Source organism: Amycolatopsis sp. NPDC033938 (assembly GCF_055575975.1).
In genome coordinates this window covers 57,598-79,070 of the sequence record NZ_JBVIRO010000022.1, presented here as the reverse complement: position 1 = coordinate 79,070, position 21,473 = coordinate 57,598, and the positions used below count along the sequence as shown (strand labels likewise).

The following is a 21,473-nucleotide window of genomic DNA, read 5'->3' as shown; positions in this document are numbered from 1 at the left end:
CGCCTGGTTCAACGGTCCCAGGACATGTTCCACCAGTTCGATGAGGGCGGATCTGTCCCGGGACAGGACTACGCCGACCGTCTCGGCGACCCCGCCACCTACCCGAAGATCCTCGACCTGCTCATCGACCTCGTGACCACTGGACTCACTCCACCCGGGCCTGACACCGGCAGCGCGGGCCCACGTGCCCCTCACGTATTCAGGTCGCGGCGGTGATAGCCGAGGAAACCGAGCCCTGCCAGCGCCACGGCGACCACGAGGAGGACGAACGTCGCCGTCCAATCGGGAGAAACCTGTGGGACAGCCGCAAGATGCATGAACGGTGACAGTTCACTCAACCACCGGGGTGCCTGCACGCTCTGCAGGATCACCTTGAGGAGAAACCCGCCGACGACTGGGAGCGCACCGAGCGCCGCCACCGCCCGTGGTGCCCAACCTAGCGCGAACATCGCGGCACCGAGGGACAGCAACGCGACCGGCGCGACATTCCACGCTCCCGTGAGCGCGGGCACCAGGCCGAGCCCGGCGCTCGCGACAGCCGTTCCCGACCACAGCGCGAGCGCCGCGGCGGTGAGCAGGACGAGCACTCCCACCGCGATGACCACGACCTCGGTCGCCGCGAGCCGATGGCGGGAAAGAGGCAACGCCAGCAAGGACGTCAGCCTGCGGCCCGTCTCGTCCGCGGCGAAGGCGGCGACCCGGGTCGCCGCGTAGAGACCTGCCGGAATCGCGAGCAGGCTGAACATCGCGGCCGCGAATCCTTCAATGGTCCCCAGACCCCCGAACCCCGCTCCCGCGGCGAGTTCGGCGAACCGCGGATTCTCCCGCAGGAACCGGACTACCGAGACCACGAGTACACCGACCAGGAAGAAATACACTCCGAGACCGACCGCCCAGCCGACAGTCGAACGCAGCGCACGACGGACGGAGAAGCCGGTGATCGTCCGCAGCAGCCGGGTCCGGGGGCGGCGACGACCGGCCGGATTCGCCAACCCTCTGCCGATGTCACGACGGGAACACGCGACCAGCGCCGCGACGGTGAGCACCACCGGGAACAAGGCCAGAACCAGCAAGGGGCCGATTCTGTCGGCCGCATACGGCATGCTGCGGGCGGTGAGGCCGAACGGGGTGATCCACCCCGCCCAGACCAAGGCGTCGATGCCGTCGGTGATCATGCGCAGCAGCAAGCTCGCCCCGAGGACGGCCACGGCGAAGCCGGTGGCCGTCGCGCGCGTGGGCATGAGCTGCGCGGCGAACGCCCCCACCGCTGCGAAGGTCAAGGTCATGCCGAGGATTCCTCCGGCGTGGACGAGCGCTCCGATGGGCCGGGTGCCGGTGGCGACAAGGGCCAGTCCCACGGCGCCCGCGATCACCACCGCCGCCGCTGCCAGCACCGCCGAGTACCTGGCCAGCACGTCAACCGCGCGGAGACGCCCCGCGAGCAGCAGGTCGGCGCGACCGGCGTCCTCTTCGCCGCGAGTGAGCCCGGTGGCTGCCAGCAGCGCCCACACGGCGGCCAGGATCTGGACGAACGTGCCGGTCCGCCATACGGTGAACCCACCGGGGTCCTCGAGCGCGACCGGCAGGCCGAACAGGATCCGGATGGCCGGGTTCTCCGCCAACGCCCGCAAGGCCGTGCCGTCGAGAGCACCGGCGAAGGTGGACTGATACTGGCCCGCCACGACCGCGGACATACCCGCCGATACCAGCGCGACGATCAGCGCTCCACGTCGGATTCGTCTGGCGGCGTGGCGGGAGACGGCCGCTCCGGCACTCGTCCGAGGTGAACGGGTCGGTTCTCCCCGTGGTGTGATCGCTTTGATGGGCGTCGTGGTCATCGCGCGTTCTCGCCGTAGTAGTCCAGGAAGATCTCTTCCAGTGTCGGTTCACGCAGCGCGATCGACGTGATGTCCGCGCAAGCGATCGCCCGCAATGCCGGCGCTGGCGGCCCGGACAAGGTGAAGCGCAGCCGCCGGCCCTCCAAACGCTCGACGTCCACCACGCCGGGAATCCCGGTGAGGACAGGTTCTGTGCCGTCGTATCCCACTTCCACCGTGCTGCGACGCAAACGGCGAAGCTCGGCGATGCCCGCGATCTCGACGAGCCGGCCCGCGCGCAGGATCCCGACGCGATCGCAGACGGCTTCGACTTCGGCGAGCTGGTGAGACGAGAGGAACACCGTCTGCCCCCGGTCCCGCGCCTCGGCGACGCACGACCGGAACACCTGCTCCATCAACGGATCCAGGCCGCTGGTCGGCTCGTCCAGCACCAGAAGTTCGGCTCGGCTCGCGAAGGCGGCGACCAACGCGACCTTCTGCCGGTTACCGGTCGAGTACGTTTTCGCTCGCTTGTCCAGGTCCAGGGCGAACCGCTCCACCAGCCGCGAGCGGTAGCCGATGTCGCTACCCGGACCGACACAGGCCAGCAGCTCCAGGATCTCGGCTCCCGTCAGCTCCGGCCACAACGCCACGTCACCCGGGACATAACTCAACAGGCCATGCGCCCGTCGCACATCGGACGCCGGGATACCGAACACCTCGGCCATCCCGGCGGACGGACGGATCAAACCGAGCAACAACCGAATGGCCGTGGACTTCCCCGCACCGTTCGGCCCGAGAAAACCGAACACCTCACCGGCCGGGACCGAGAGAGAAAGATCATCAACGGCGAGCGTACGGCCGAACCGCTTGGTGAGCCCGACGAACTGGACGGCGGCACGGGAAGACACGGTGCTGGACATGGCGGCCTTTCGCAGACGGCACTAGCGACTGCCGACCAGGCTTCCCGGCGCACCTGGGAAAACGGTACTCCCGTTGCCGCGCCGGCACCAGCCTTCCCCCGGCTCGTCCGGAACCCGACGCGAAACCTTCGCTTCTCCGTACGCGAGGAAGCACCGTGCATCGCGCCGGCTCTGCTGTCGCGCCCGGATGGCGTCGCACCTGCACGTTCTCTCCGTCGCACCAGTGCGACCCCTGGCGATTTGCATCCCTAGTCTCCGTACGGCATCTTTTACGCGCGGAGCGCCGGGAAGTCTGGTCGGCACAACTCATCCACACGGGGTGGGTTGTTCGACGTGGATGGGACCGGGATGGCACTTGCCCTGGCGTGCGGCGCGGTCCCGTCGATCCGCAGACCGGCCGGTCGGCCACAGACCATCGAACTTTCCGATCGGACGAAACGACGTCAGCTGTCCGGCCGCTTCCAGAACAATTCCGTTCCCGTCCGGGCCGATTCAGCCGATCGTAGACGCGGCACGCATCCGCCGCGCTGTCGCCCGTACCTGTTCATGGTCCTGCTCGGCGCCATCCCCCGGCGCTACTGGTACCTGCAACTTCCGGCGGTTCTCGGCTGGATCCTCGTTTGGATCGACGGAAAGTTCGACGGCGCCTGGACCGATACGCTCGGCGTGACCATCACGACCTTCGCCCTGTTGTGGCTGTTCCTCACCGGGAAGCGAAGCAACGCTAGCCCACCCGACAACGAAGGCGAATAGCTGTCATAGCGAAGAGAAGGACTTCGCGGCCAGTTTCGGACCAGGCGAAGGGACTCTGCCACGCATTGACTGTCCACATGGGACAGTTTTGGTCAGCTGACGTCCGGCTGATGCCGGGTGCAGTTCCAGCGGGTCGCGAGCGCCAGGGAGAGGCTGAAACCATTCATGCCCCTTGCGGGCTGTTCGCCCTGCCGCAACACGGCCTGCCGCAACCGCACTATCGCGCATCCGCTGCGCGCTGATTCTCGCCGAGGACATCGTGACGCAGGATCAGCGCGATCGGACGGCAAACGACTGATCCATCCAGGGCGGAGGATGCGGGACCCAGGGGCGGCTTCAAGGCCGGCGTCCACCTCGCCCGGCGAGCCGCTGGCCCGGCTCGCCGGATCAAGCACGCTTTCGCCAGTAGAAGTAGTGCCTGGTGAAACGCCCGTCATAGACCACGTTGGCGCTCACGAGTTCCCAGCCCTCGGCTGCCAGCTCATTCATGTGGCTATCGACAATGGAGTCAGTCGACATCTGGCTGTGGCGATAGATCCAGCGATCGGTCATAGCTCCCTTATAGCGGAGCGCGCTCCAGCACTGCCCGGACGCCCGCACCTGCTGACAGCCAGAGCCGTTACACGCGCACGTCGAGATGCGACATACCCGTGACCCACGGCAAGGAAGGAGGCCGCATGAGAACCGATCGCGATTTTCCGATGACCTGTTTCGCCAAAGCCGGGCCGCTCTTCAAGGTCAGCAGAGTAGTTCCGGCGTACACCGACTGCTTCGCCGCGGGAAGGTGAAGACGCCGGAGCACTCGTCCATGGTCGCGTCGGCACGAGCGCTCTCCGCGACGTCGAGTGCGTTCAGCGTTCAGCAGTCCGGCTGTGAGACAAACAGCTTGCCAACTTCCGTCACACGTCTTCAGTATCCGTTTAGCAGTATCCCCGCACTTTCTCTCGGCGTGGATGGAAAAACAAACCCACGACGCCCGGGTTCCCCGGAAGGGACCAGTGACCTCCGGGCCAATCGACTGCCGCCGGGCGCCAGCCGAGCAAGGTCTTCCTGAAGACCAGCTCAAGCTCCCCATCAACCAGTGCTCGCGTGAACGACTCGAACTCCTCGACGTCCTCCGGCAAAGTCTCGTCCACTTCGAAAGGATCCAGATCGTCGAGGAACAATTCCCCGACGCTTCCGACCATGCGTAGCTCCAGGCGCGGCGCGCCTGAGCCAGCCGGTTCAAGTCGGACGACCGTCTCGGCATCGCCATGGTCGACGGTGAGTGAGACCGCCCCATCCTCGATCAGCCCTCGATAAGCAGTTCTGATCACTCCCAGGAACCGGTCGGCTGACGGCTGCGAGTAGCCCATCGTCCTCCCTTGACCATGTGGTAGTGGACGTGGACATTGATCCGCTTGCCACGCCATCGCACCTAGCGCCCGCGGAATCCAAGGTACGAACGCTTCGATCCCACACGCGGCGCCAGGCTGTGGTGGCCTTTCTGCGCGCTGCCCTTCCATGTCAGCCGAGTCTGAGCTTGTCGTTCCGGTTGAAGATATCGATCTTGTGCCTGCCGAACAACTTGCTCGACGCGCCGAAGATCTTCGACTTCCGGCTCGACACCCCACGTCGTCGGTGAGCCGTCCGCGGGATCGAACCGAGGCGAGCGAGCGCTGCTTTGCCGTGGTGTTCTGGTGTCCCGGGCAGCCTGCGACCGCCAGATGGCGCTGCGCGTGGCAGGAGCGAATCGAAGACCGAGCTCGGCATACAGCCGACGACGGCGGTGGCCTTCCCCAGCGTGCTGCCCCGCCTTCGGAATCATGTCACCCGGTTCGCGGTCAGTGCGGTGGCGAAGGTGCCGCCAAGATCGAGGGTATGCCGCAGCCGCCGGGAAGTCGCACGCCGTTCGACGGGGTTTACCACCAGTCCGATCCCCGTGCCTTCTTCAGCAGTCTTGGCCGGTTCGGGTACCAGACCCCGCACCACGCCCAGGCCGTCTTCCGCCGCCTGGTGGCGGAGCGGAGACGATCGGGGCCGGTGACCGTCCTGGACCTGTGCTGCTCCTACGGCATCAACGCCGCACTGCTCAACCACGACCTCAGCTTCGACGACCTCTATGCCCACTTCACCTCGCCCCAGGTGGCGGAGCTGGAGACCATCGACCTGATCGACCACGACAAGGACTTCTACGCGGCCCACCGCCGCGACGACGCGGTCCCGGTGATCGGACTGGACATCGCGACCCCCGCGATCGGCTACGCCTTGGCTGTCGGGCTGCTCGACACCGGCTTTACCGAGAACCTGGAGACCTCTCCCGCGTCCGCGGCCTTGCTGCAGGCCGTCGCCGCCGCCCGCCTGATCACGGTGACCGGTGGCGTGAGTTTCCTGTCCGCCAACACCTTCCGCCAACTATTGAGCGCCATCGGCCAACCGGCGTGGGTCGCCGCGTACGTTCTGCGCACCGGGTCCTACCAACCCATCTCCGACGCCCTCGCCGAGCACGGCCTGATCACCGAGGTCGACCACGAGCGCACCGTGGTGCAACGCCGATTCACCGACCCGGCCGAGCAACGCTACGCGGTCGCCGCCGTGACCGCGGCCGGGACCGACCCGACCGGACGGGAAACCGAGGGCAACTACCACGCCGCGCTGCACCTGTCCCGGCCACCACACGACCTGACCACCGCCTACGCCGGCCTGATCACGCCCGCACCAGGGAAGAGTTGACCCGCCGGGTACCCGGCGTACATCGCTCCAGCGACACAATCGCTCGACCCGTCGGGAGCGCGCTGCTACCGCACCGATCTTGCTCAACCCAACCCTCCGCGGGCGGTGAACTCACCCCAGACGAACATAGTGGCCAACGGCGAACAGAGAAGAACGGCACCACTGAACGACCCGCCCATCGGCATGAGCGGATGTTCACGATGCGAGGGCACCGGGAATGGCCTTCGTGTGACCGTGTTCAGGACTCGGGATGTCCCGCGGCGGGTAGAGCCTTCGCTGGACAGGCGCCGCACACGCATGAGTTGACGCGTGGCCGGTCTGCGGGACGCGGCCGGCGTGGTCGCCACGGCCGTCGTCGGGGAGACAGGCCACAGCTGATCAGAAAGGCTCGGTCATCGGGCTGGAGGTCGGTGTAGTAGCTGACGCCGAAGTGCATGGCCAGGTCCTTCTTCAGCTGGGTTCGCAAGAGGGATATCTGGCGGATGATCGCGAGCCGCGGACGAGGTGAGGATGCCGTCACCGTCGTCGAAATACCACTGCTCATGTCGTCGTGGAGCTTCGTCAGCTCTGCGGGCTCCAGCGGAGTAGCGCGGAACGGGGCTGCGGGCGCGGTCAGCGCCCAGAGTCGCACGTACGCCCCGACCTGACGTTCAGCGAGTTTGAGCCGGATCTGCCGCCGATAGTTGTGTGCGAACCAGAGTCCGACCAGCCCCAGCAACACGGTCCCGGCCGCCTGAACCCACGTCGTGATCACCATGTCGAGTCAACTCCCAGCGGTCAACGACCGCATCGATCACCAGACCCTCTGCAGCAGCGGCTACCAGTGTGAGGTGTGGCAGCAGGCCAACAGGGATTTCCGCCGTGGCCGGCCCAGGGAATGACGTCGCCCGGCGTTGCGCTGACCGCAAACCCGGATCGGCGTCTCACCGCTCCCCACCTTGGACTCGACACGGCTGCTGGCCAGAGCCGCGTTCGAGGTTTCCGTCGGTAAGCGCGCACTCCCCACTTGGCGCGGCGGTGAACGCCCGCACCGAACGGTCCGGCCTGGTCACTGACGCACGACGGAACTCCGGACCTGCTGGAGTCCCACCGCAGCGGTTGTGACGAGGAAGCAGAAAGGGTGCTACGCCACCAACCGGCTCCGGGGAGCAGTCCGCGTGCGTGGTGATCAACGACGCGGTCAACGCGTTGCTGCTGTCGGAGTCGCACTTCCGCGAGTTCACCGACGAGGAGATCGCCGACACCCGCAAGGTCAGCGCCGCGATCTTCGCGGTGAACGTGGCGAGCCGGGCCGAGGTCGACGAGGTGGCCGACCGGGCCCTGGCGCTGGGTGGGTCGGAGTCGAAGGAGCCACAGGACCACGGGTTCATGTACGTGCGCAGCGTCGCCGACCTCGACGGCCGCCACGGGGCGCTGGCCACCTTCGCCCCCGCCGAATAGGCGGGGGCAAAGGTGGTGCCGTGTCGCTCAGGCGGTGTGCTGGGCGTCGCGGTGCGAGCCGAAGGCGGTCAGCAGCGCGGCCACGGTCAACGCGACGCCGAACCATACCGCGCCGGTGGTCCCGAAGCCGTTCGCGAACAGCCCGCCGAGCAGCGCGCCGAGCGCGATGGAGATGTTGTACCCCATGGTGTTCAGCGACATGGCGGCCTCGAAGGTGTCCGGCGCCGCGGCCAGCATCATGTTGACCTGACAGAGGTTCGCGGCGCCGAAGGACACGCCCCACAGCACCACGGCGACCGCCAGGCCCGCCGGACTGCTGCCGATCAACAGGATCAGCAGCAGCGAGGCGACGAGCCCGGTGCAGGCGACGATGAAGGTCGCGCGCATGTTCGTGTTGACCGTGTGCCCGGCCACGAAGTTCCCGGCCGCGCCGCCGACCCCGAAGACGATCAGCAGCCCGGTCACCCACACGGGCGAGACTCCGGCGTTCTGCTCCATGAAGGGGCGGATGAACGTGTAGGCGCCGAAGTGCCCGAGCACGTACAGCGCGACGGTGATCATCACGATCCGCAGCCGTCCGTTCCGGAGCGGCAGCGCGAACACCTCCCGCACCGGGATGGCGCTCCGGGACGGCAGCGACGGAAGGGCGAGCACGACGGCGAGCAGCACCACCAGGCTCAGCCCGCTCCAGATGAGGAACGTGGTGCGCCAGTCGGTGAGGTTCTCGATGAACGTGCCGAGCGGCATGCCCACGACGGTGGCGATCGACATGCCGGAGAGCACGACCGCGGCGGCCTTGCTCGCCTTGTCGCCGGGGACGAGCCGCATCGCCATGGCGACGCCGATCGCCCAGAACACGCCGTGCGCGAACCCGGTGACGAGCCGGGCGGCCAGGACGATCGCGAAGTTCGGCGACACGGCCGTGACGAGGTTGCCGACCGCCATGATCACCAGCAGCGCGGCGAGGAGTGCGCGGCGGTTCACCGTGCGGCTCCACGCGACCAGGAACGGCACCCCGACCCCGGCGGAGATGCCGTACAGCGTCACCATCATGCCCGCGAGACCGACGGAAACGGACAAGCCCGCGCTGACCGGGGTGAGCAGCCCGACGGGCATCAACTCGGTGGTGACGAAGACGAACAGGCTCGCGGTGATGGCCGCGACGCCCAGCCACGCTCGGAACGACGAGCGCGGTTCAGTACTGGCAGTGGTCATACGCCGAGTTTCGCGACGCAGCATCAATGAGTCCAACGCAATGTTGGAACTCCAGCGATGCCCTACGATCATCAATCCATGGAGCTTCAGCAGATGCGCTACGTCCTCGCCGTCGCCGAGACGAACAGCTTCACCCGCGCCGCGGAGCAGTGCATGGTCGTCCAGTCCGCGCTGAGCCGTCAGATCGCCAGGCTCGAACGGGAACTTGGCACCCGGCTGTTCGACCGCACCAGCCGCCACGTGCGCATCACTCCGGCGGGCGAGGTCTTCGTGGCCGCGGCCCGTGAGAGCCTCAACGCCGCCGAGCGCGCGATCGCCGACGTCGGTGCGGTGACCGGCGAGGTGCGCGGCCGACTCGCACTGGGGCTGATCCCCACCGTGGCCGCCGTCGACATCCCGGACGCGCTGAGCCGGTTCCGCGACCGGTACCCGCAGGTCCGGCTGAACATTCGCGTCGGCGGCAGCGAAGACCTCACCGAGCAGGTCAGACAGGGCAGGATCGAGGTCGCCTTCCTCGGACTGCCCACGAGTGCACGGCCCGCGGGCGTCAACGCCCGTGAGCTCACCAGGGACCGGCTGGTCGCCGTCGTCGCCCCCGACCACCCGCTCACGACCGAGCCGGTCGTCGACCTCGCCCGGCTCTCGACCGAGACCTTCATCGACCTGCCACCGCACACCGCCGCGCGAGCGCAGTCGGACGAGGCGTTCGCCGCCGCCGGTCTCAGCCGCGAGGTCGCGTTCGAGGTCACCACCGCGGACTTCATGATGGCCCGCCTCGTGCGGAAAGGCCTGGGAATCGCGCTGCTTCCCTCGACCTACGTCCCCCACCTGACCGGGCTCGCCACCATCGAGATCACCGACGCGCCCATGCGCGTCGAGTACCTCGTCTGGAGCGGCGCGGGGCGCACGCCCGCGGCGACCGCGTTCCTCGACATGCTGGACCTGCCGGCTACCGGGGATTCCCGTGAGCTTGTCCGGGTTGGTCACCGAGTAGATACCCAGCACCCGGTCCCCGGCCGGGGTGAGGTCGAGTACCAGCACGGCGAACGGTGACTCGCCGGAGAACAGGACCGCCGACGGGTCGCCGTTCACGTGGCGGTACCGGATGTCGAACGCCCCGGCCGCGTTCGCCGTGACGCCCGTAGCCGCCTCGCCTGCCGTCCAGCCGAGGTCAGCGCCGGTCAGGTCTGACACTCGGGCCGCGCTGTGTCGCTCTGCTTGGATCTCCTCGTTGAACCCGAATGGGTGACCTCTCTCAGAGGATCCACTGGATCGCGGGTCAAGCAGTCTTCCTTGCCCGTGAGACGGATGACTTCGTGATGCCACTTGCCGTCGTTACTGTTGAATCACGACACGACCTCAGCGCGATCCTTGCCAGTGAGGCCCAGGGATGCGCCGCTCCACCTGGCGCGCGAACAGGTATTCGTCACCGCTGTCGTCACGGAGCCAGCGGCCGCTGTCGTCTTTCTCGAAGTGGCGAGGATCGCCCTGCCTTTGTCGGTCAACGTGGCCAGGACCGACTCACGCGGCTCGACCGGAACATCGGGGACGGCGATCCAGCCATCCCGGAGAACCTCGTCGAGTGCTTTCTCGGGCACGCCCTCGGACAGCATCTCCGCGCGCTCATACGGCGGAAAAGCGACATCCCACCCGAGGGCGGACCGCCGCACGAGGCCTTGGTCGATGGCAGCCAGCGCCTGCAGGCGCCCTTTCGAGGGTTGACGCACCAGAGTCCTTTCACCAAGCCCGGCCTTCACACCGCCAAAGCACGAGACACCAGCCCCAATTCTGGCGGGCCCGCCCCCCAGATCGATCGTTTCCCGAACAGAAAAGGTCAGTCCTTCCGGAACTGCGTGAGTATGGCGCGACCCTTGTCTGTCAGCGTCGCGACGACAGACTCACCCGGGGCGGTGGGGACGTAGGGAATGGCGATCCACCCATCCTTGTGAACATCTTTGACGGCTTTGAGCGGCACAGCGTCGGAGGTCATCGCCGTGTCTTCGTCAGACGGCCACTCGCAAGCCCACGCGATGCCGTACCTGCGCACGAGGCCCTCATCGACAGCGATCAACGCTTGCATCTGCCCCTTGGAGGGTTGACGCACCAGAAATCCTTCCGCAAAACCTGGTCCTCGCACCACCACGGCACAGGACATCTGCCCTGATTCTCCCGAGCAGCACCCGCCCCAGTCGATCGTTTTCCGAACATCCCTTGGTCCCGCTGTCGATTCCCTCGACATGTCTGATAGCTCGACATCAGCTCGACATACCATGCTGGGATGACTTCTCTGAACTGCGCCTGCGCGCTTCCGTGCTCCTCGTAGGGCCGAACCGACACCGGCGCGTCCCTCGGCCCTTCGATATGGACTGAGCCGGTCAGTTCTGATGGTCCCCAGGGCTTGGGTTCAGGGCGCGAAGTCCCTGCAGGCTCCATGCGTGAACTGTTATCAATGCACGTCAAACAGCATCTCCGGGTTGAATCTACTCGACGTACCAGATGACTTGGACACTGTCGTCCGACTTGGCGCGGAGCTCCGCACAAGAAGTGTGTGGAATCACGAGTCCGTTCACGCGACAGACCCGTTCATGCCCGTCGAGTGTCATTTTCCGAAAGAGGTAACCCTTTTCGACCAAGTGATCACGCAGTACGCCGTAAGCGTCCCAGCCTGACACTTCGAGACTTCTCGCGCATCCGCCGGATCCGCAGATATTCCCTTCGTGGGAAACTTGCAGAGCCGACGGAGGAGGTACCACTGACTCGTCTTCAGGTGGCGCCTCCAGGCGCAGGAAAAGGACACACCCGGTGATGAACAAGCCACCGAAGACCATCGCGAGCAGGCTCCCCGCACCGGTCGGGCCGCGCCGCTGGGCGAGAATACCGGTGCCACAGATGACGGCGGCACAGATCGGGTAGAGCCAGAGCAGCTCGAGCTCCGACGGCACCCACCGACCTGCCGTCCCCAGCTCGCGGGGCACCACAAACCACCCCAGGACAGCGATCAGGCCCGCGCCCACGATTATCCCGATACGCGGGGACGCGGCGAGACTCGCGGACCACACCACCACCGGAATCGTGCCGAGCCATGCGAGGGAGACAGTCGTCCAAGGATACGTGCTCACCGTCAGAGCGAGCACCACCAAGACCACGCGCCACCAATGCGCACCCCAGAAAGTCATTGCTTCCCCTTAACGACCCGCCTACAGCGGAGTTGACCTCCAGCCGAGAACTAACTATGGATCCGAGTATCACGTCGGCTGATCAGCTGACCAAAGCGCCCATCGAACCCCATTGAGAGAACTGTCGGCTCCAGTCGCATCGATCATCAAAAGCTACCTCATCGTCATCCCCGCCGCCGCGCCCGGTTTCACTTCCAGCCTGACCTGCCTGGCGCACATCGACCTCCAGCGTGGACGCGCGTGCGTCATGCCTTGACTGCCGCATCCCTCTTGCCGTGCAAGGGCATCCGTATCGGCATGGATCACGACGGAAAGCGCATCGCCCGAACCTTGCGCCGTCGTTCCTCGGTCGGTCAGGATCGAAGGGTGAAGCAGTCTCTCCTTCGAGACGCTGACTCCTGGGGCGCAAGTTCAGGTGGCTTCGGCGGCTCGTTCCGCGTAAGAAGCCTCCAAGCAAAACGGTCGAACATGGAACTCGATGCCGGTCGGCTCTCACCGAGATCCGAGTTCCCTTGATCCCGCTGGTCAGCTTGGACTCCTCCAGCTTGTGGCCCCCGCGACTAGAACGACGCCGAGATGACCTGGTCTCTGCCCCAGTCGTGCGCCGAGAAGTCGGTCTCTTTCCCGGTATGCCAGTCGTTTTCGGCCGTCGTTCCCGACCTCGACAGAGTTCCCACCCCTCCCACCACGAGGAGCATGCAAGTGACCGGTACCTATGAGCGATCGGTGTCGATAGTGGTCAACGATTCCCCCAGAACAACCACAGTGGACACCAGGTCGACCCTGGTCGACGCACTTCGAGACCAGCTCGGCCTTACCGGAACCAAAAAGGGTTGCGATCGCGGGGAATGCGGTGCCTGCACCGTTCTTCTCGACGGTCGACGGATGCTGTCGTGCACGATGCTGGCCTTGGCCGCGGACGGCAGGAAGGTCACCACCATCGAAGGTCTCGCCGGTGAAGACGGGGCCCTTCATCCCGTCCAGCGGATGTTCCTCGAAAAGGACGCCTTCCAATGCGGCTTTTGCACGCCGGGGCAAGTGATGTCCGCTGTGGCGTGCATCAGGGAAGGCCATGTCTCGTCCGGCGAGGAGATCAAGGAGTGGATGAGCGGCAACATCTGCCGTTGTGCCGCCTATGTACAGATCGTCGACGCCGTCTCAGAAGCCGCTTCCGAGTTGGAGACCGACAACCGATGAAGCCCTTCGAATACGTACGCGTTTCGACCGTCGATGACACGCTCGCGTACTTGCGCGCCCCTGGTGCACACCTGATGGCCGGCGGTACAGAACTCGTCAACTGGATGAAGGAGGGAATCGAGTCCCCTCTGCTGGTCGTCGACATCACGAACCTGCGGCTCGACAGCATCGAGGCCGACACTGCCTGCCTCCGGATCGGCGCCCTGGCGACGATGAGTGACGTCCAGGCGGACCCCGTCGTCAACCGTGACTTCCCGGTCGTCGCGCAGGCGCTGTTGCGCTCCGCTTCCGCGCAGCTGCGGAACATGGCGACCATCGGAGGGAACCTGATGCAGCGCACCCGGTGCCCTTACTTCCGCGCGGATGCGTCACTGCCGTGCAACAAACGGGTCCCCGGGTCCGGCTGCGCCGCTTTGGAGGGCGGCGGCACCACCTCTCACGCCATTTTCGGCGGCAGCGACCACTGTGTGGCTACCCACCCCTCGGATCTCGCGGTCGCCTTGGCCGCCCTGGACGCGTCGGTCGTGATCCGCGGCGGGCAGGGCACCCGGCGGTTACCGGTCACCGACTTCCACCGGCTACCTGCCCACCAGCCGGAGCATCACACGGAACTGCGGCCTGACGAGCTGATCGTCGCGGTGGAAGTGCCCACAGTCCCTCTTCCGCGCAGATCACACTACGTGAAGGTCCGCGAGCGGGCGTCGTACGAATTCGCCGTGGTCTCGGCCGCCGCGGTCGTCGGCATCGAGGGTTCCGTGATCAAGGAGGCCCGCATCGCCATCGGTGGCGTCGCACCTCGCCCCTGGCGGCTGTGGCGTGCCGAAACGGCGTTACGCGGCTTGAGCCTCGACGACACCCAACAGGTGCGGGCCGCGATCGCGGAGTCGTTCACCGATGCCCGGCCTTTGCAGGACAACTGGTTCAAGGTCGAGCTCGCTCAACGGACGGCGGTCCGGGCGTTGCGGACGGCAGGAGCGGAAGTATGAGTGCGACAAGAAGGGGTGTTCTCCGTCCCGATGGGCCGGAGAAGCTCACCGGAGCGGCACTGTACGTCGCCGACAAACCGCACCCGGAGGCTCTGGTGGCGGCACTCGTCCTGTCCACTGTCGCCCGTGGACGGCTCGTCGGACTCGACGTCTCCGCCGCGGAAGCCGCGCCGGGCGTCCACCGGATCCTCGGTCACGAGGACCTGCCGCGGCTGACTCCCCTGCCGTCGCCTCCGATGGGACACACCGTACTTCCGATGCAGGACCCAGTAATCCACTACGAAGGACAGCCGATCGCCATCGTCCTGGCCGGCACCTGGCATCAGGCGCGATTCGCGGCGAGCCTCGTCCGTGCTCATTACGATTCCATTGAGCGACCGGTCTCCTTCGGGGAAGCGGAAGACATCCCCGCGGCCGGACCCTCCATGCTGCGCGAAGACGCGGACGTCCTGTCCGGGGACATCGAGGCAGGTTTCGCGCGGGCCGACGTGGTGATCGACGAGGTCTACACCACGTCCGACCGGCACGCCAACCCCATCGAGCCTCACGGGACCGTGGCCTGGTGGGACGAAGAACAGCTCGTCGTGCAGACCACGACGCAAGGCATCGCCCTGACACAGCAGACCTTGGCCGGCCTCTTCGGTCTGCCGCCGGAGGACGTCCGCGTCGAGTCGCGCTACGTCGGTGGCGGATTCGGGTCCAAGGCCTATGTCTGGCCGCACATCCCCTTGACCGTCGCGGCGGCGAAAGTGTGCGGCCACCCGGTCCGGCTGGTACTGACTCGCGCGGAGATGTACACCCTTTGCGGTCACCAACCGGCGACGTGGCAGCGTATCCGCCTCGGCGCGACCGGTGAGGGCCGATTGACCGCATTGGAACACAGTGGCTCGCACGCGACCAGCCGAGCGGCGGACTATCACATCGAGAACATGACACAGGCCGCCGTAGCGCTCTACGCCAGTCCAGCTATCGCTCTTCACGCCCGTGTCCAACAGGTCGACCGGCCCGCGCCGACACCGATGCGCTCGCCCAACGAAGCGGTCGGGATGTTCGCGGTCGAGTCCGCCATGGACGAGCTCGCCCATCGGCTCGACCTGGACCCTGTCGAGTTGCGGTTGCGTAATGAGCCGGCCGCCGATCCGATGACGGGCAAACCCTTCTCCTCCCGGACGCTCGAGGCCTGCATCCGTGAGGGAGCACGCCGGTTCGGGTGGTCACCCCGACCACCGATCGCCTCCGTTCGACAGGGTGGCGACCTCATCGGCTGGGGCATGTCCGCGTGTGCGATGGAGGTCCACCGTGGGCCCGCGTCGGCACGGATCCGCGCCCACGCCGATGGGCGGATCGTGGTGGAGACCGGGCTGGAGGAGATCGGGACGGGGCTGCCCGCGATGGTCCAGGCTGTCGCCGCGGAGGTACTGGACCTCGCGCCGGAAGACGTCCACGTCCATCACGGGGACAGCACGCTGCCTGCCCACGTCGGCGGGTTCGGTTCGATGTCGACGATGGGTATCGGTTCCGCAGTGCACACCGCGGCCTTGGAGCTCCGCGAAAAACTCGAAGCGGCGGGCGGCTTCGAAGGGCTCCGGCAGGCCGGAATCATCGAACTCGGCGCCGAAGGAGCCTGGGCCCCGGAGCCGACTGCGTCGGCTACAGGCGCGTCACGCGACTTTTCGACCCACGTCTACGGGGCCGTATTCGTCGAGGTCCGGGTGGACGCGGAACTGGGCGTCGTCCGGCTGAATCGCTGCGTGGGCGTGTACGGCGCCGGCCGGATCATCAACCCACTGGCCGCGCGAAGCCAGCTCACCGGCGGGATCATCTGGGGCTACGGCCACGCTCTGCTCGAACGATCGGTACTCGAGAACGACCGCGGAAGGTTCCTGTCCAAGAACCTCGCGGGCTACGTCGTCCCAGTCAACGCCGACATCGGGCACATCGACGTGTCCTTCATCGAGGACGATGACCGCCGCACGAGCGCGCTGGGCGCCAAGGGCATCGGGGAGATCGGAGCGAACGGTGTCGCGCCCGCCATCGCCAACGCCGTGTTCCACGCCACCGGGCGTCGCGTCCGTGATCTCCCGATCCAGATCCATGACCTGCTCTGACAAAGTGCGGGCCGGGACGTCACTCGGGAGAGTCGTCCCGGCCCGGGCCGATGCCCACAACGCATGGCCACAAGCCTTGGACCAGAGGAATCACCCCGGTGTCTCCTTGGCAGTGACGCGCTGCGCTGGTGGTCGTGGCGCCACCTTCGCGCGGCTGTTCGCCCGCCTCAAGGACATTTCAAGGAGAACCGATGACATACACCTACCGGCTCACCGTGCTCGCACTACTGTTGTCAGCCGCCGCCTGTAGTGCGGAGTCGACGGCCCCGGTCGCGAGCCGGACGGAAGCCCCGCCGGCGGCACCCGCACCGCTGTCCGGATCGGATCGAGCCACCGCCCCTGGCATCGCGCAGAAGTTCACCGACGCCGCCAACAGGGGAGACTCCCAAGGTGTGGCGGCGACATTCGCGGTTCATGCCAGATTCGACAGCGTTGGCCGGATCTTCCCGTCACGCCAGGCCATCATGAGCAGGTTCATCGATCCGGAAGTCATCGGAGTGGGCGGCCGATACGAGGTCACCGGCACCCGATGGGCTGGAGACCGGTATGTCGTCGACTACCGATTCACGACACGCTCCGGCGGCGAGGAGATCTTCTACTACGCGTTCCTGATCCGCGATGGTCTCATCCGGGACGTCCTCGGCCGGTACCGCTGATCCCTTGCCACGGGGACTGACCGGCGAGACGCACGAGTCCGTCGATCAGTCCCCGGCACGGCGAGCAGGACAGCCACGAGATGTTCGGGCTGAGAGGCGCATGTTCTCTCACCAGCATGCGGACGCGGACTGGGTAGCGTGGTCGTCACGGCGCCGGCCGAACCGGGGAGTGGGCCGACTACGACATCCCCATCTCCGGCCGACCTCCTCTCACGGGCCGTTCGAGAGACTACGGGTGTTGTCCGAGCAGTTCAGGTCATGCGGCCTTTACCGCGGCCGAATCTCGTCGCTCCAGTGCCCCGCCGTGCTCCGGCGGAGCTGATCGATCATCTTCGGCGTGCAGGCAAACCACACAAGTACATTTGATCTCGCGCCCGACATTCCCGCAGGCGTCCACCACACCGACAACGCCGATAGTATTCGCTACGGTTGTTCCCTGCCGCACCTGAGCCGGGTGGCAGAGCTGTTGCTCGAAGGGACAACCGCTTCCGGTGAGCATGATCTGGTCCGGCCACTGCGCGTTGGTGATCTCCCCGTGCAGCCGAGCAGGGTTGGTGTCGTTGTTCCGCCACAACTTGATGTGCCGTCCGTGAAACTCGACCTCTTGCACCAAGGTGAACCCCGTGACGGATGCCGCATTGACCGCTGGGGCGGTCCAGGTTGACGCGAGTGTCAAGCACACAGCACCTACGCCGACGATGACACTCTTTCCTTTTGTCATGATTCGCACCGAGTTCGAACCTTTCGTTCTTTGAATTCAGAAAAAGGTAAGTCAAGGGGCCGGAAAGTCATGCCGGACTCGACAGCTTCACCGTCGGCCATTTACCTCCGAAGCACAACCCGCGGGTAATGCGAATATCACCGGCGCGACACCTTTCTGTTTATCGGCCGCACTCCGACACCACGAGTGGCTCAGTCTGGCCACAAGGACAAACTGAACCCAGGGGCCATCGGCGCCACACCCAATCGCATCCTCTACACCGGTGCGGCGTAACGAACCCTGGCGAGTGGACGAGCAGGTCCATGTCGGTGCGGCCTACCCTGAAAACCCGATCGCTCACCCGATAGGGACGCCTGACGCTAACTCCCTGGATGAAGCACGGATGAAGCCGGATCGAATGCCGGTCAGACCAGAATGCCTGCTCATCGGCCCTCCTGGTCGATGTTGTGCTTTCTTCCTACCACAATCAAGGATCGCTGAAATGCTCAAGAAAGTAGCCACCGTGCTGCTTGCCACTCTGTCCGCGGCCTCCATCGCTGCCGTTAACGCCCCCAGTGCGTCGGCGACCACGTACACCGAACTGCAGTTCGCGACCAAGCTCCTGACGAGCGCTCGCCTGTGGCTCAATGACCAGACCCGGGCAATTCACGCCGAAGGGCAGGTCCTCCGGCCTGGCTGGATCGTTCGCCTGGACATCGGAGAGGGATATCCCGGGCGCGAGAGCATCACCGCCACAGCGACGCGGGCCACCGCCAGCCTCAGCACCCGGCCGCATCGCGAGAACTACGCCTGGTATAGCGCCTGTGCGGGAGACCCCGTACTGAACGGGCCGTTCGTCTGCACGCGTTTTCACTATCACCGGACCTGATTCGTGCCATCCGAGCGGGTCCGGTGAGATGAAGCGCGGCTTCGCTGTCCGAACATGACGAATCTGCTCGCAGAAGAGGTCCGCTGTGTCACGACACTCATGCGTGACACAGCGGACCGGCAAAGCTCGGAACGGCCTCTGAGGTGAGCTCTCAGCCGACGATCTGGGTCGTGCCGAGCAGCGTGTCCTGGGTGGGCGGCGCGAGTACGAGGTTGAGGTCGAACTCCCCCAGGTCGCTGTCGGTCACGATATGCGATGTGGCCTTCGGTTCCACATTGACCTTCGTCTCACCGGTGGGAACGCCGCGGGGAACGGTGAACTTGAGCCCGCCCTTGGCCTGGAAGGTCAAGGGGCCTTGGGCCGGCACCGGGGTGTCCGGAATCGGGAGCCGGACGGCGAGCGGAACACTCAGGCCGTTGCTCACCGTGATCCGCGCGGCAGACCTGATCTCACCGGAGATCTTCTTGGCGCCGACCAGGCGCAAACCGTCCGCCGCGGCGTCTCCACCGTTCACATCCAGCGTGAACGGGACATCGAGAGGTCCGCCGAGCGTGACGTTCGCGGGGATGTCGACGTGGACGACCACCTTCACCGTCTGGATGCCGATGATGGGGAACTCGCCCTCGAAGGTCAGTTCCTTGTCCGCGGCCGCGGCCGTCCCCGCGGTGAGGACGCTCGCCGCCACCACGGCGGTCGCCGTGACGGCAGCGGCTTTCACCGCGCCGCGTGCGCTGTCTCTCAAGGCTTTCACAGACATTCCAATACCCCTTCTTCGTGGATGATTCCTTTGTCGGGTAACCGGATCAGCGGGCACCGAGGACCGGCTCGGACTCCACCAGGCCGACGTCGTCGGGCGCGCGATTCTCCTTGAACACCCGTTCACGCTGTCTGGCCCTCAGCTCGAGGTGTGCCAGCGCGGGCGGTGCGTAGCCATACCGTTCACGAGCTTGAGCGGGTGTCAGGGTTTCTTCCGTGGCGGGCGCGATACCGAGCAGCACCGGCGCCACGATCGGCAAGGTCGATGGTGACAGCAGGCGCAGGGCGGCCAGCTGGAGCCAGCTGCTCATGCGGATGAGCCGGAACGACAGCCGCATGACCGGTACCACCAACGCGTCCAGCAGCCGGCTCTGCCGGATCCCCGCCAGATCCCGCATCCAATGCGGCATCGACGCGATGGTCGCGACGCGCAGAGTACGAGTGATGACCAAGACGGCGGGCCAGTACGCCGGCGGCATCGGGGGCAACATCACCTCGGCGTGCAGGAGGTGATCCATGGTCGAACGCGCGACGGGTGAGCCGACCAACTGGGGACGCATGCGTTCGAAGTAGGCGCGGACGCCTTCACGGTCGCGGGGGACCTCTGCCGGGTCGCAGGTCTGAAGTTCGGCCGCCGCGGCGCAATCCGCCCAGTAACGAGCCTCTTCCTCAGCACTGAGCCTGCCCGGCCCGTACTTCTCGTAGGCATAGAGGATCGAGTGCCATGCCGTCAGATGGATCCACAATTGTGACGCTGGATCGTTGGCGTCGTAACGCTTTCCAGTGACCGGGTCGACACCCACCCCCGTCGAATGGACCTTCACCAAGATGTCCGACGCCTTCATGGTGACGCGGGTACCGGCGAAGGCGACCATCGCGAAATAGCGCAGGGTTCGGTCATAGCGCGTATGCGAGCGGGTCCTCAGGGCTTTGGTCTTGTCGACGGCGGCGACCAGCGCCGGGTCAAGCTCCTCGACGACGACAGCGCGCTGGAAGCCCACGGTGAGCGAACTCGGGTAGGTCCACACCTTCCAGGTCACCGACCCCGGGCCGAAGAAGCCCCGGTCGTCATGAGGCGTGATCTTCGACCGGATGCCCCGTGCGAGTTCCCACGCCGATGCCTCCGACGGCGGTTGGCCTGGCTTGCCGGTGGTCACCGCGGTCAGCACCGGACGCACGACACGGGCCAAACCCAGCAGAACCAGCCCGAAGAAGCCGGTGCCGAGCAGCAAGACCATGGCCGAGACGACGATCAACGCCCCGGGCGATCCCCACCGCAGGTCACCCACGTAACGCAGGACTCCCCCCAGTGCCAGCAGACCGAAGACGACCAGCGCAGCGAGCCCTACCGCCGCCTGCCGGAGATCACCGACGACCGCGGCGTACAAGATCAGCAGCCCCAAGGTGATCGACCAAACCGACAGTTCGCGCAGATCGAACGCGCTCACCGGCCACGGCCACCACGCCACGTAGGGGCCGGGGCGGACCGTGGCGCCGATGCCGGCGACGAGCAACCCCATCCCCTCGATCCCCGCGAAAACCCGTGCCCACCCAGGGATCGGTGTCGCGGCCGCGACACCGTCGACATCGACACGGCGAAGAAGCTGAGCAGGCACTGTCAGCACGGTGAGCAGGATCGTGATCCCCAGGGCGATCAACCAGATGTCAGGGACAGGCACGCTGAAAGCCGTCCCCGCGATGGCCAACTCGCGGGGCGGGTTCAGCTCCGCCTGATAGTGCTTGGTCACGACGAGGCTTCCGGCGGCCATCACCAGCGGCGCGAAACTCGCTATGCGGGCGTTCGTCCATCCCGGTTCCAACGCGGCGAGGAACAAGAGCACGACCGCGGCACCGAAACCGGCGCCGACGGTAGTGGCGGTGAGGGGGCTCGCCATGGTCCACGCGAACCACACGTCGGTCGCACCACTACCCAGGTACAGCACGAGGAACACCACCACACAGGCCAGGACGAGTGGCGCGAACAGGCCGTCACGTACCGCGGGATGCAGGTTCTTGCCCGGTGCCTGTGGCGCCTTCAGCCGGCTGTCGATGCTTTCCGCCGCCGGATCCGACGTGTCCATGACGCCTCCTGAAGGTGACGTGATTCGGTTCAGCACAGCGCCGCAACCGACCGAAGTGGGTCTG

The 21,473-nt window shown here is 66.2% G+C and carries 21 protein-coding genes; 9 read left to right on the top strand and 12 right to left on the bottom strand.

The features are described 5' to 3' along the window. Positions 1–191: 191 nt before the first annotated feature. Together ACZ5ZX_RS36155 and ACZ5ZX_RS36150 are read right to left on the bottom strand one after the other, a co-directional pair. Positions 192–1,694 carry a polyketide antibiotic transporter gene (locus ACZ5ZX_RS36155; RefSeq protein ID WP_465506477.1) on the bottom strand — a complete coding sequence of 501 codons (1,503 nt, stop codon included), beginning with the start codon at positions 1,692–1,694 and terminating at the stop codon, positions 192–194. A 140-nt stretch (positions 1,695–1,834) separates the two neighbouring features. Continuing rightward, the gene (locus ACZ5ZX_RS36150; RefSeq protein WP_465506476.1) at positions 1,835–2,740 is read right to left on the bottom strand and encodes an ABC transporter ATP-binding protein; all 906 of its coding nucleotides are present in this window, start codon (positions 2,738–2,740) and stop codon (positions 1,835–1,837) included. A gap of 348 nt (positions 2,741–3,088) precedes the next feature. Here ACZ5ZX_RS36150 and ACZ5ZX_RS36145 point away from each other — a divergent pair, with 348 nt between their 5' ends. Continuing rightward, complete coding sequence (locus ACZ5ZX_RS36145) at positions 3,089–3,493, top strand: hypothetical protein (RefSeq protein ID WP_465506475.1); 405 nt, start codon at positions 3,089–3,091, stop codon at positions 3,491–3,493. A gap of 387 nt (positions 3,494–3,880) precedes the next feature. Here ACZ5ZX_RS36145 and ACZ5ZX_RS36140 read toward each other — a convergent pair whose 3' ends face one another. Together ACZ5ZX_RS36140 and ACZ5ZX_RS36135 are read right to left on the bottom strand one after the other, a co-directional pair. Further along, entirely contained in the window at positions 3,881–4,045 is a 165-nt protein-coding gene (locus ACZ5ZX_RS36140; RefSeq protein WP_465506474.1) for a hypothetical protein, read from the bottom strand. Positions 4,046–4,413: 368 nt separating this feature from the next. Beyond that, positions 4,414–4,848, bottom strand: coding sequence for a hypothetical protein (locus ACZ5ZX_RS36135; RefSeq protein WP_465506473.1), 435 nt, complete (start codon positions 4,846–4,848; stop codon positions 4,414–4,416). 505 nt (positions 4,849–5,353) lie between these two features. Between ACZ5ZX_RS36135 and ACZ5ZX_RS36130 the strand changes: the two genes are divergently transcribed. Beyond that, entirely contained in the window at positions 5,354–6,205 is an 852-nt protein-coding gene (locus tag ACZ5ZX_RS36130) for a hypothetical protein (protein ID WP_465506472.1), read from the top strand. 238 nt (positions 6,206–6,443) lie between these two features. On the opposite strand, the gene ACZ5ZX_RS36125 is transcribed toward ACZ5ZX_RS36130, so the two are convergent. Then, the gene (locus tag ACZ5ZX_RS36125) at positions 6,444–6,962 is read right to left on the bottom strand and encodes a hypothetical protein (RefSeq protein WP_465506471.1); all 519 of its coding nucleotides are present in this window, start codon (positions 6,960–6,962) and stop codon (positions 6,444–6,446) included. Positions 6,963–7,366: 404 nt separating this feature from the next. Here ACZ5ZX_RS36125 and ACZ5ZX_RS36120 point away from each other — a divergent pair, with 404 nt between their 5' ends. Beyond that, a complete protein-coding gene (locus ACZ5ZX_RS36120; protein WP_465506470.1) occupies positions 7,367–7,645 on the top strand; it encodes a VOC family protein in 279 nt (92 codons plus the stop codon). A 27-nt stretch (positions 7,646–7,672) separates the two neighbouring features. On the opposite strand, the gene ACZ5ZX_RS36115 is transcribed toward ACZ5ZX_RS36120, so the two are convergent. Beyond that, complete coding sequence (locus tag ACZ5ZX_RS36115) at positions 7,673–8,860, bottom strand: MFS transporter (protein WP_465506469.1); 1,188 nt, start codon at positions 8,858–8,860, stop codon at positions 7,673–7,675. A 78-nt stretch (positions 8,861–8,938) separates the two neighbouring features. On the opposite strand from ACZ5ZX_RS36115, the gene ACZ5ZX_RS36110 reads away from it, so the two are divergent. After that, positions 8,939–9,913 (top strand): LysR family transcriptional regulator, encoded by a 975-nt coding sequence (locus tag ACZ5ZX_RS36110; RefSeq protein WP_465506468.1) that lies wholly within the window; start codon positions 8,939–8,941, stop codon positions 9,911–9,913. A gap of 293 nt (positions 9,914–10,206) precedes the next feature. On the opposite strand, the gene ACZ5ZX_RS36105 is transcribed toward ACZ5ZX_RS36110, so the two are convergent. The 3 genes from ACZ5ZX_RS36105 to ACZ5ZX_RS36095 form a co-directional block, all read right to left on the bottom strand. Next, a complete protein-coding gene (locus tag ACZ5ZX_RS36105) occupies positions 10,207–10,587 on the bottom strand; it encodes a hypothetical protein (protein WP_465506467.1) in 381 nt (126 codons plus the stop codon). A 107-nt stretch (positions 10,588–10,694) separates the two neighbouring features. Continuing rightward, on the bottom strand, positions 10,695–11,015 hold the full coding sequence (locus ACZ5ZX_RS36100; RefSeq protein ID WP_465506466.1) for a hypothetical protein: 321 nt from the start codon (positions 11,013–11,015) through the stop codon (positions 10,695–10,697). 325 nt (positions 11,016–11,340) lie between these two features. Further along, complete coding sequence (locus ACZ5ZX_RS36095) at positions 11,341–12,036, bottom strand: hypothetical protein (protein ID WP_465506465.1); 696 nt, start codon at positions 12,034–12,036, stop codon at positions 11,341–11,343. Positions 12,037–12,612: 576 nt separating this feature from the next. Here ACZ5ZX_RS36095 and ACZ5ZX_RS36090 point away from each other — a divergent pair. The 4 genes from ACZ5ZX_RS36090 to ACZ5ZX_RS36075 all read left to right on the top strand — a co-directional run bounded on the left by ACZ5ZX_RS36090 (position 12,613) and on the right by ACZ5ZX_RS36075 (position 16,983). Continuing rightward, positions 12,613–13,233, top strand: coding sequence for a (2Fe-2S)-binding protein (locus ACZ5ZX_RS36090; protein ID WP_465506464.1), 621 nt, complete (start codon positions 12,613–12,615; stop codon positions 13,231–13,233). Beyond that, on the top strand, positions 13,230–14,219 hold the full coding sequence (locus ACZ5ZX_RS36085; protein ID WP_465506463.1) for an FAD binding domain-containing protein: 990 nt from the start codon (positions 13,230–13,232) through the stop codon (positions 14,217–14,219). Before ACZ5ZX_RS36090 ends, ACZ5ZX_RS36085 begins: the two co-directional genes overlap by 4 nt. Then, entirely contained in the window at positions 14,216–16,327 is a 2,112-nt protein-coding gene (locus ACZ5ZX_RS36080; RefSeq protein ID WP_465506462.1) for a xanthine dehydrogenase family protein molybdopterin-binding subunit, read from the top strand. The genes ACZ5ZX_RS36085 and ACZ5ZX_RS36080 overlap by 4 nt, the downstream gene beginning before the upstream one ends. Before the next feature lie 191 nt (positions 16,328–16,518). Continuing rightward, positions 16,519–16,983, top strand: a complete 465-nt coding sequence (locus tag ACZ5ZX_RS36075) for a hypothetical protein (RefSeq protein ID WP_465506461.1) — start codon at positions 16,519–16,521, stop codon at positions 16,981–16,983. A 256-nt stretch (positions 16,984–17,239) separates the two neighbouring features. On the opposite strand, the gene ACZ5ZX_RS36070 is transcribed toward ACZ5ZX_RS36075, so the two are convergent. Further along, a complete protein-coding gene (locus ACZ5ZX_RS36070; protein ID WP_465506460.1) occupies positions 17,240–17,704 on the bottom strand; it encodes a hypothetical protein in 465 nt (154 codons plus the stop codon). 481 nt (positions 17,705–18,185) lie between these two features. On the opposite strand from ACZ5ZX_RS36070, the gene ACZ5ZX_RS36065 reads away from it, so the two are divergent. Then, positions 18,186–18,572 carry a hypothetical protein gene (locus tag ACZ5ZX_RS36065; RefSeq protein ID WP_465506459.1) on the top strand — a complete coding sequence of 129 codons (387 nt, stop codon included), beginning with the start codon at positions 18,186–18,188 and terminating at the stop codon, positions 18,570–18,572. Positions 18,573–18,723: 151 nt separating this feature from the next. Here the strand turns inward: ACZ5ZX_RS36065 and ACZ5ZX_RS36060 are convergent, their stop codons facing one another. Both ACZ5ZX_RS36060 and ACZ5ZX_RS36055 read right to left on the bottom strand, forming a co-directional pair. Beyond that, on the bottom strand, positions 18,724–19,329 hold the full coding sequence (locus ACZ5ZX_RS36060; protein WP_465506458.1) for a DUF6801 domain-containing protein: 606 nt from the start codon (positions 19,327–19,329) through the stop codon (positions 18,724–18,726). A gap of 46 nt (positions 19,330–19,375) precedes the next feature. Next, the gene (locus tag ACZ5ZX_RS36055; RefSeq protein ID WP_465506457.1) at positions 19,376–21,409 is read right to left on the bottom strand and encodes an oxygenase MpaB family protein; all 2,034 of its coding nucleotides are present in this window, start codon (positions 21,407–21,409) and stop codon (positions 19,376–19,378) included. Between the last annotated feature and the right edge of the window lie 64 nt (positions 21,410–21,473).

Bases quoted from the DNA above. Each gene is read 5' to 3' on its own strand.
- ACZ5ZX_RS36080 (WP_465506462.1), top strand. From the start codon at position 14,216: ATGAGTGCGACAAGAAGGGGTGTTCTCCGTCCCGATGGGCCGGAGAAG.
- ACZ5ZX_RS36125 (WP_465506471.1), bottom strand. From the start codon at position 6,962: ATGGTGATCACGACGTGGGTTCAGGCGGCCGGGACCGTGTTGCTGGGG.
- ACZ5ZX_RS36150 (WP_465506476.1), bottom strand. From the start codon at position 2,740: ATGTCCAGCACCGTGTCTTCCCGTGCCGCCGTCCAGTTCGTCGGGCTC.
- ACZ5ZX_RS36095 (WP_465506465.1), bottom strand. From the start codon at position 12,036: ATGACTTTCTGGGGTGCGCATTGGTGGCGCGTGGTCTTGGTGGTGCTC.
- ACZ5ZX_RS36065 (WP_465506459.1), top strand. From the start codon at position 18,186: ATGCTCAAGAAAGTAGCCACCGTGCTGCTTGCCACTCTGTCCGCGGCC.
- ACZ5ZX_RS36135 (WP_465506473.1), bottom strand. From the start codon at position 4,848: ATGGGCTACTCGCAGCCGTCAGCCGACCGGTTCCTGGGAGTGATCAGA.
- ACZ5ZX_RS36140 (WP_465506474.1), bottom strand. From the start codon at position 4,045: ATGACCGATCGCTGGATCTATCGCCACAGCCAGATGTCGACTGACTCC.
- ACZ5ZX_RS36110 (WP_465506468.1), top strand. From the start codon at position 8,939: ATGGAGCTTCAGCAGATGCGCTACGTCCTCGCCGTCGCCGAGACGAAC.
- ACZ5ZX_RS36145 (WP_465506475.1), top strand. From the start codon at position 3,089: ATGGCACTTGCCCTGGCGTGCGGCGCGGTCCCGTCGATCCGCAGACCG.
- ACZ5ZX_RS36085 (WP_465506463.1), top strand. From the start codon at position 13,230: ATGAAGCCCTTCGAATACGTACGCGTTTCGACCGTCGATGACACGCTC.
- ACZ5ZX_RS36155 (WP_465506477.1), bottom strand. From the start codon at position 1,694: ATGTCCGCGGTCGTGGCGGGCCAGTATCAGTCCACCTTCGCCGGTGCT.
- ACZ5ZX_RS36090 (WP_465506464.1), top strand. From the start codon at position 12,613: ATGACCTGGTCTCTGCCCCAGTCGTGCGCCGAGAAGTCGGTCTCTTTC.
- ACZ5ZX_RS36070 (WP_465506460.1), bottom strand. From the start codon at position 17,704: ATGACAAAAGGAAAGAGTGTCATCGTCGGCGTAGGTGCTGTGTGCTTG.
- ACZ5ZX_RS36100 (WP_465506466.1), bottom strand. From the start codon at position 11,015: ATGTCCTGTGCCGTGGTGGTGCGAGGACCAGGTTTTGCGGAAGGATTT.
- ACZ5ZX_RS36075 (WP_465506461.1), top strand. From the start codon at position 16,519: ATGACATACACCTACCGGCTCACCGTGCTCGCACTACTGTTGTCAGCC.
- ACZ5ZX_RS36115 (WP_465506469.1), bottom strand. From the start codon at position 8,860: ATGACCACTGCCAGTACTGAACCGCGCTCGTCGTTCCGAGCGTGGCTG.
- ACZ5ZX_RS36055 (WP_465506457.1), bottom strand. From the start codon at position 21,409: ATGGACACGTCGGATCCGGCGGCGGAAAGCATCGACAGCCGGCTGAAG.
- ACZ5ZX_RS36060 (WP_465506458.1), bottom strand. From the start codon at position 19,329: ATGTCTGTGAAAGCCTTGAGAGACAGCGCACGCGGCGCGGTGAAAGCC.
- ACZ5ZX_RS36130 (WP_465506472.1), top strand. From the start codon at position 5,354: ATGCCGCAGCCGCCGGGAAGTCGCACGCCGTTCGACGGGGTTTACCAC.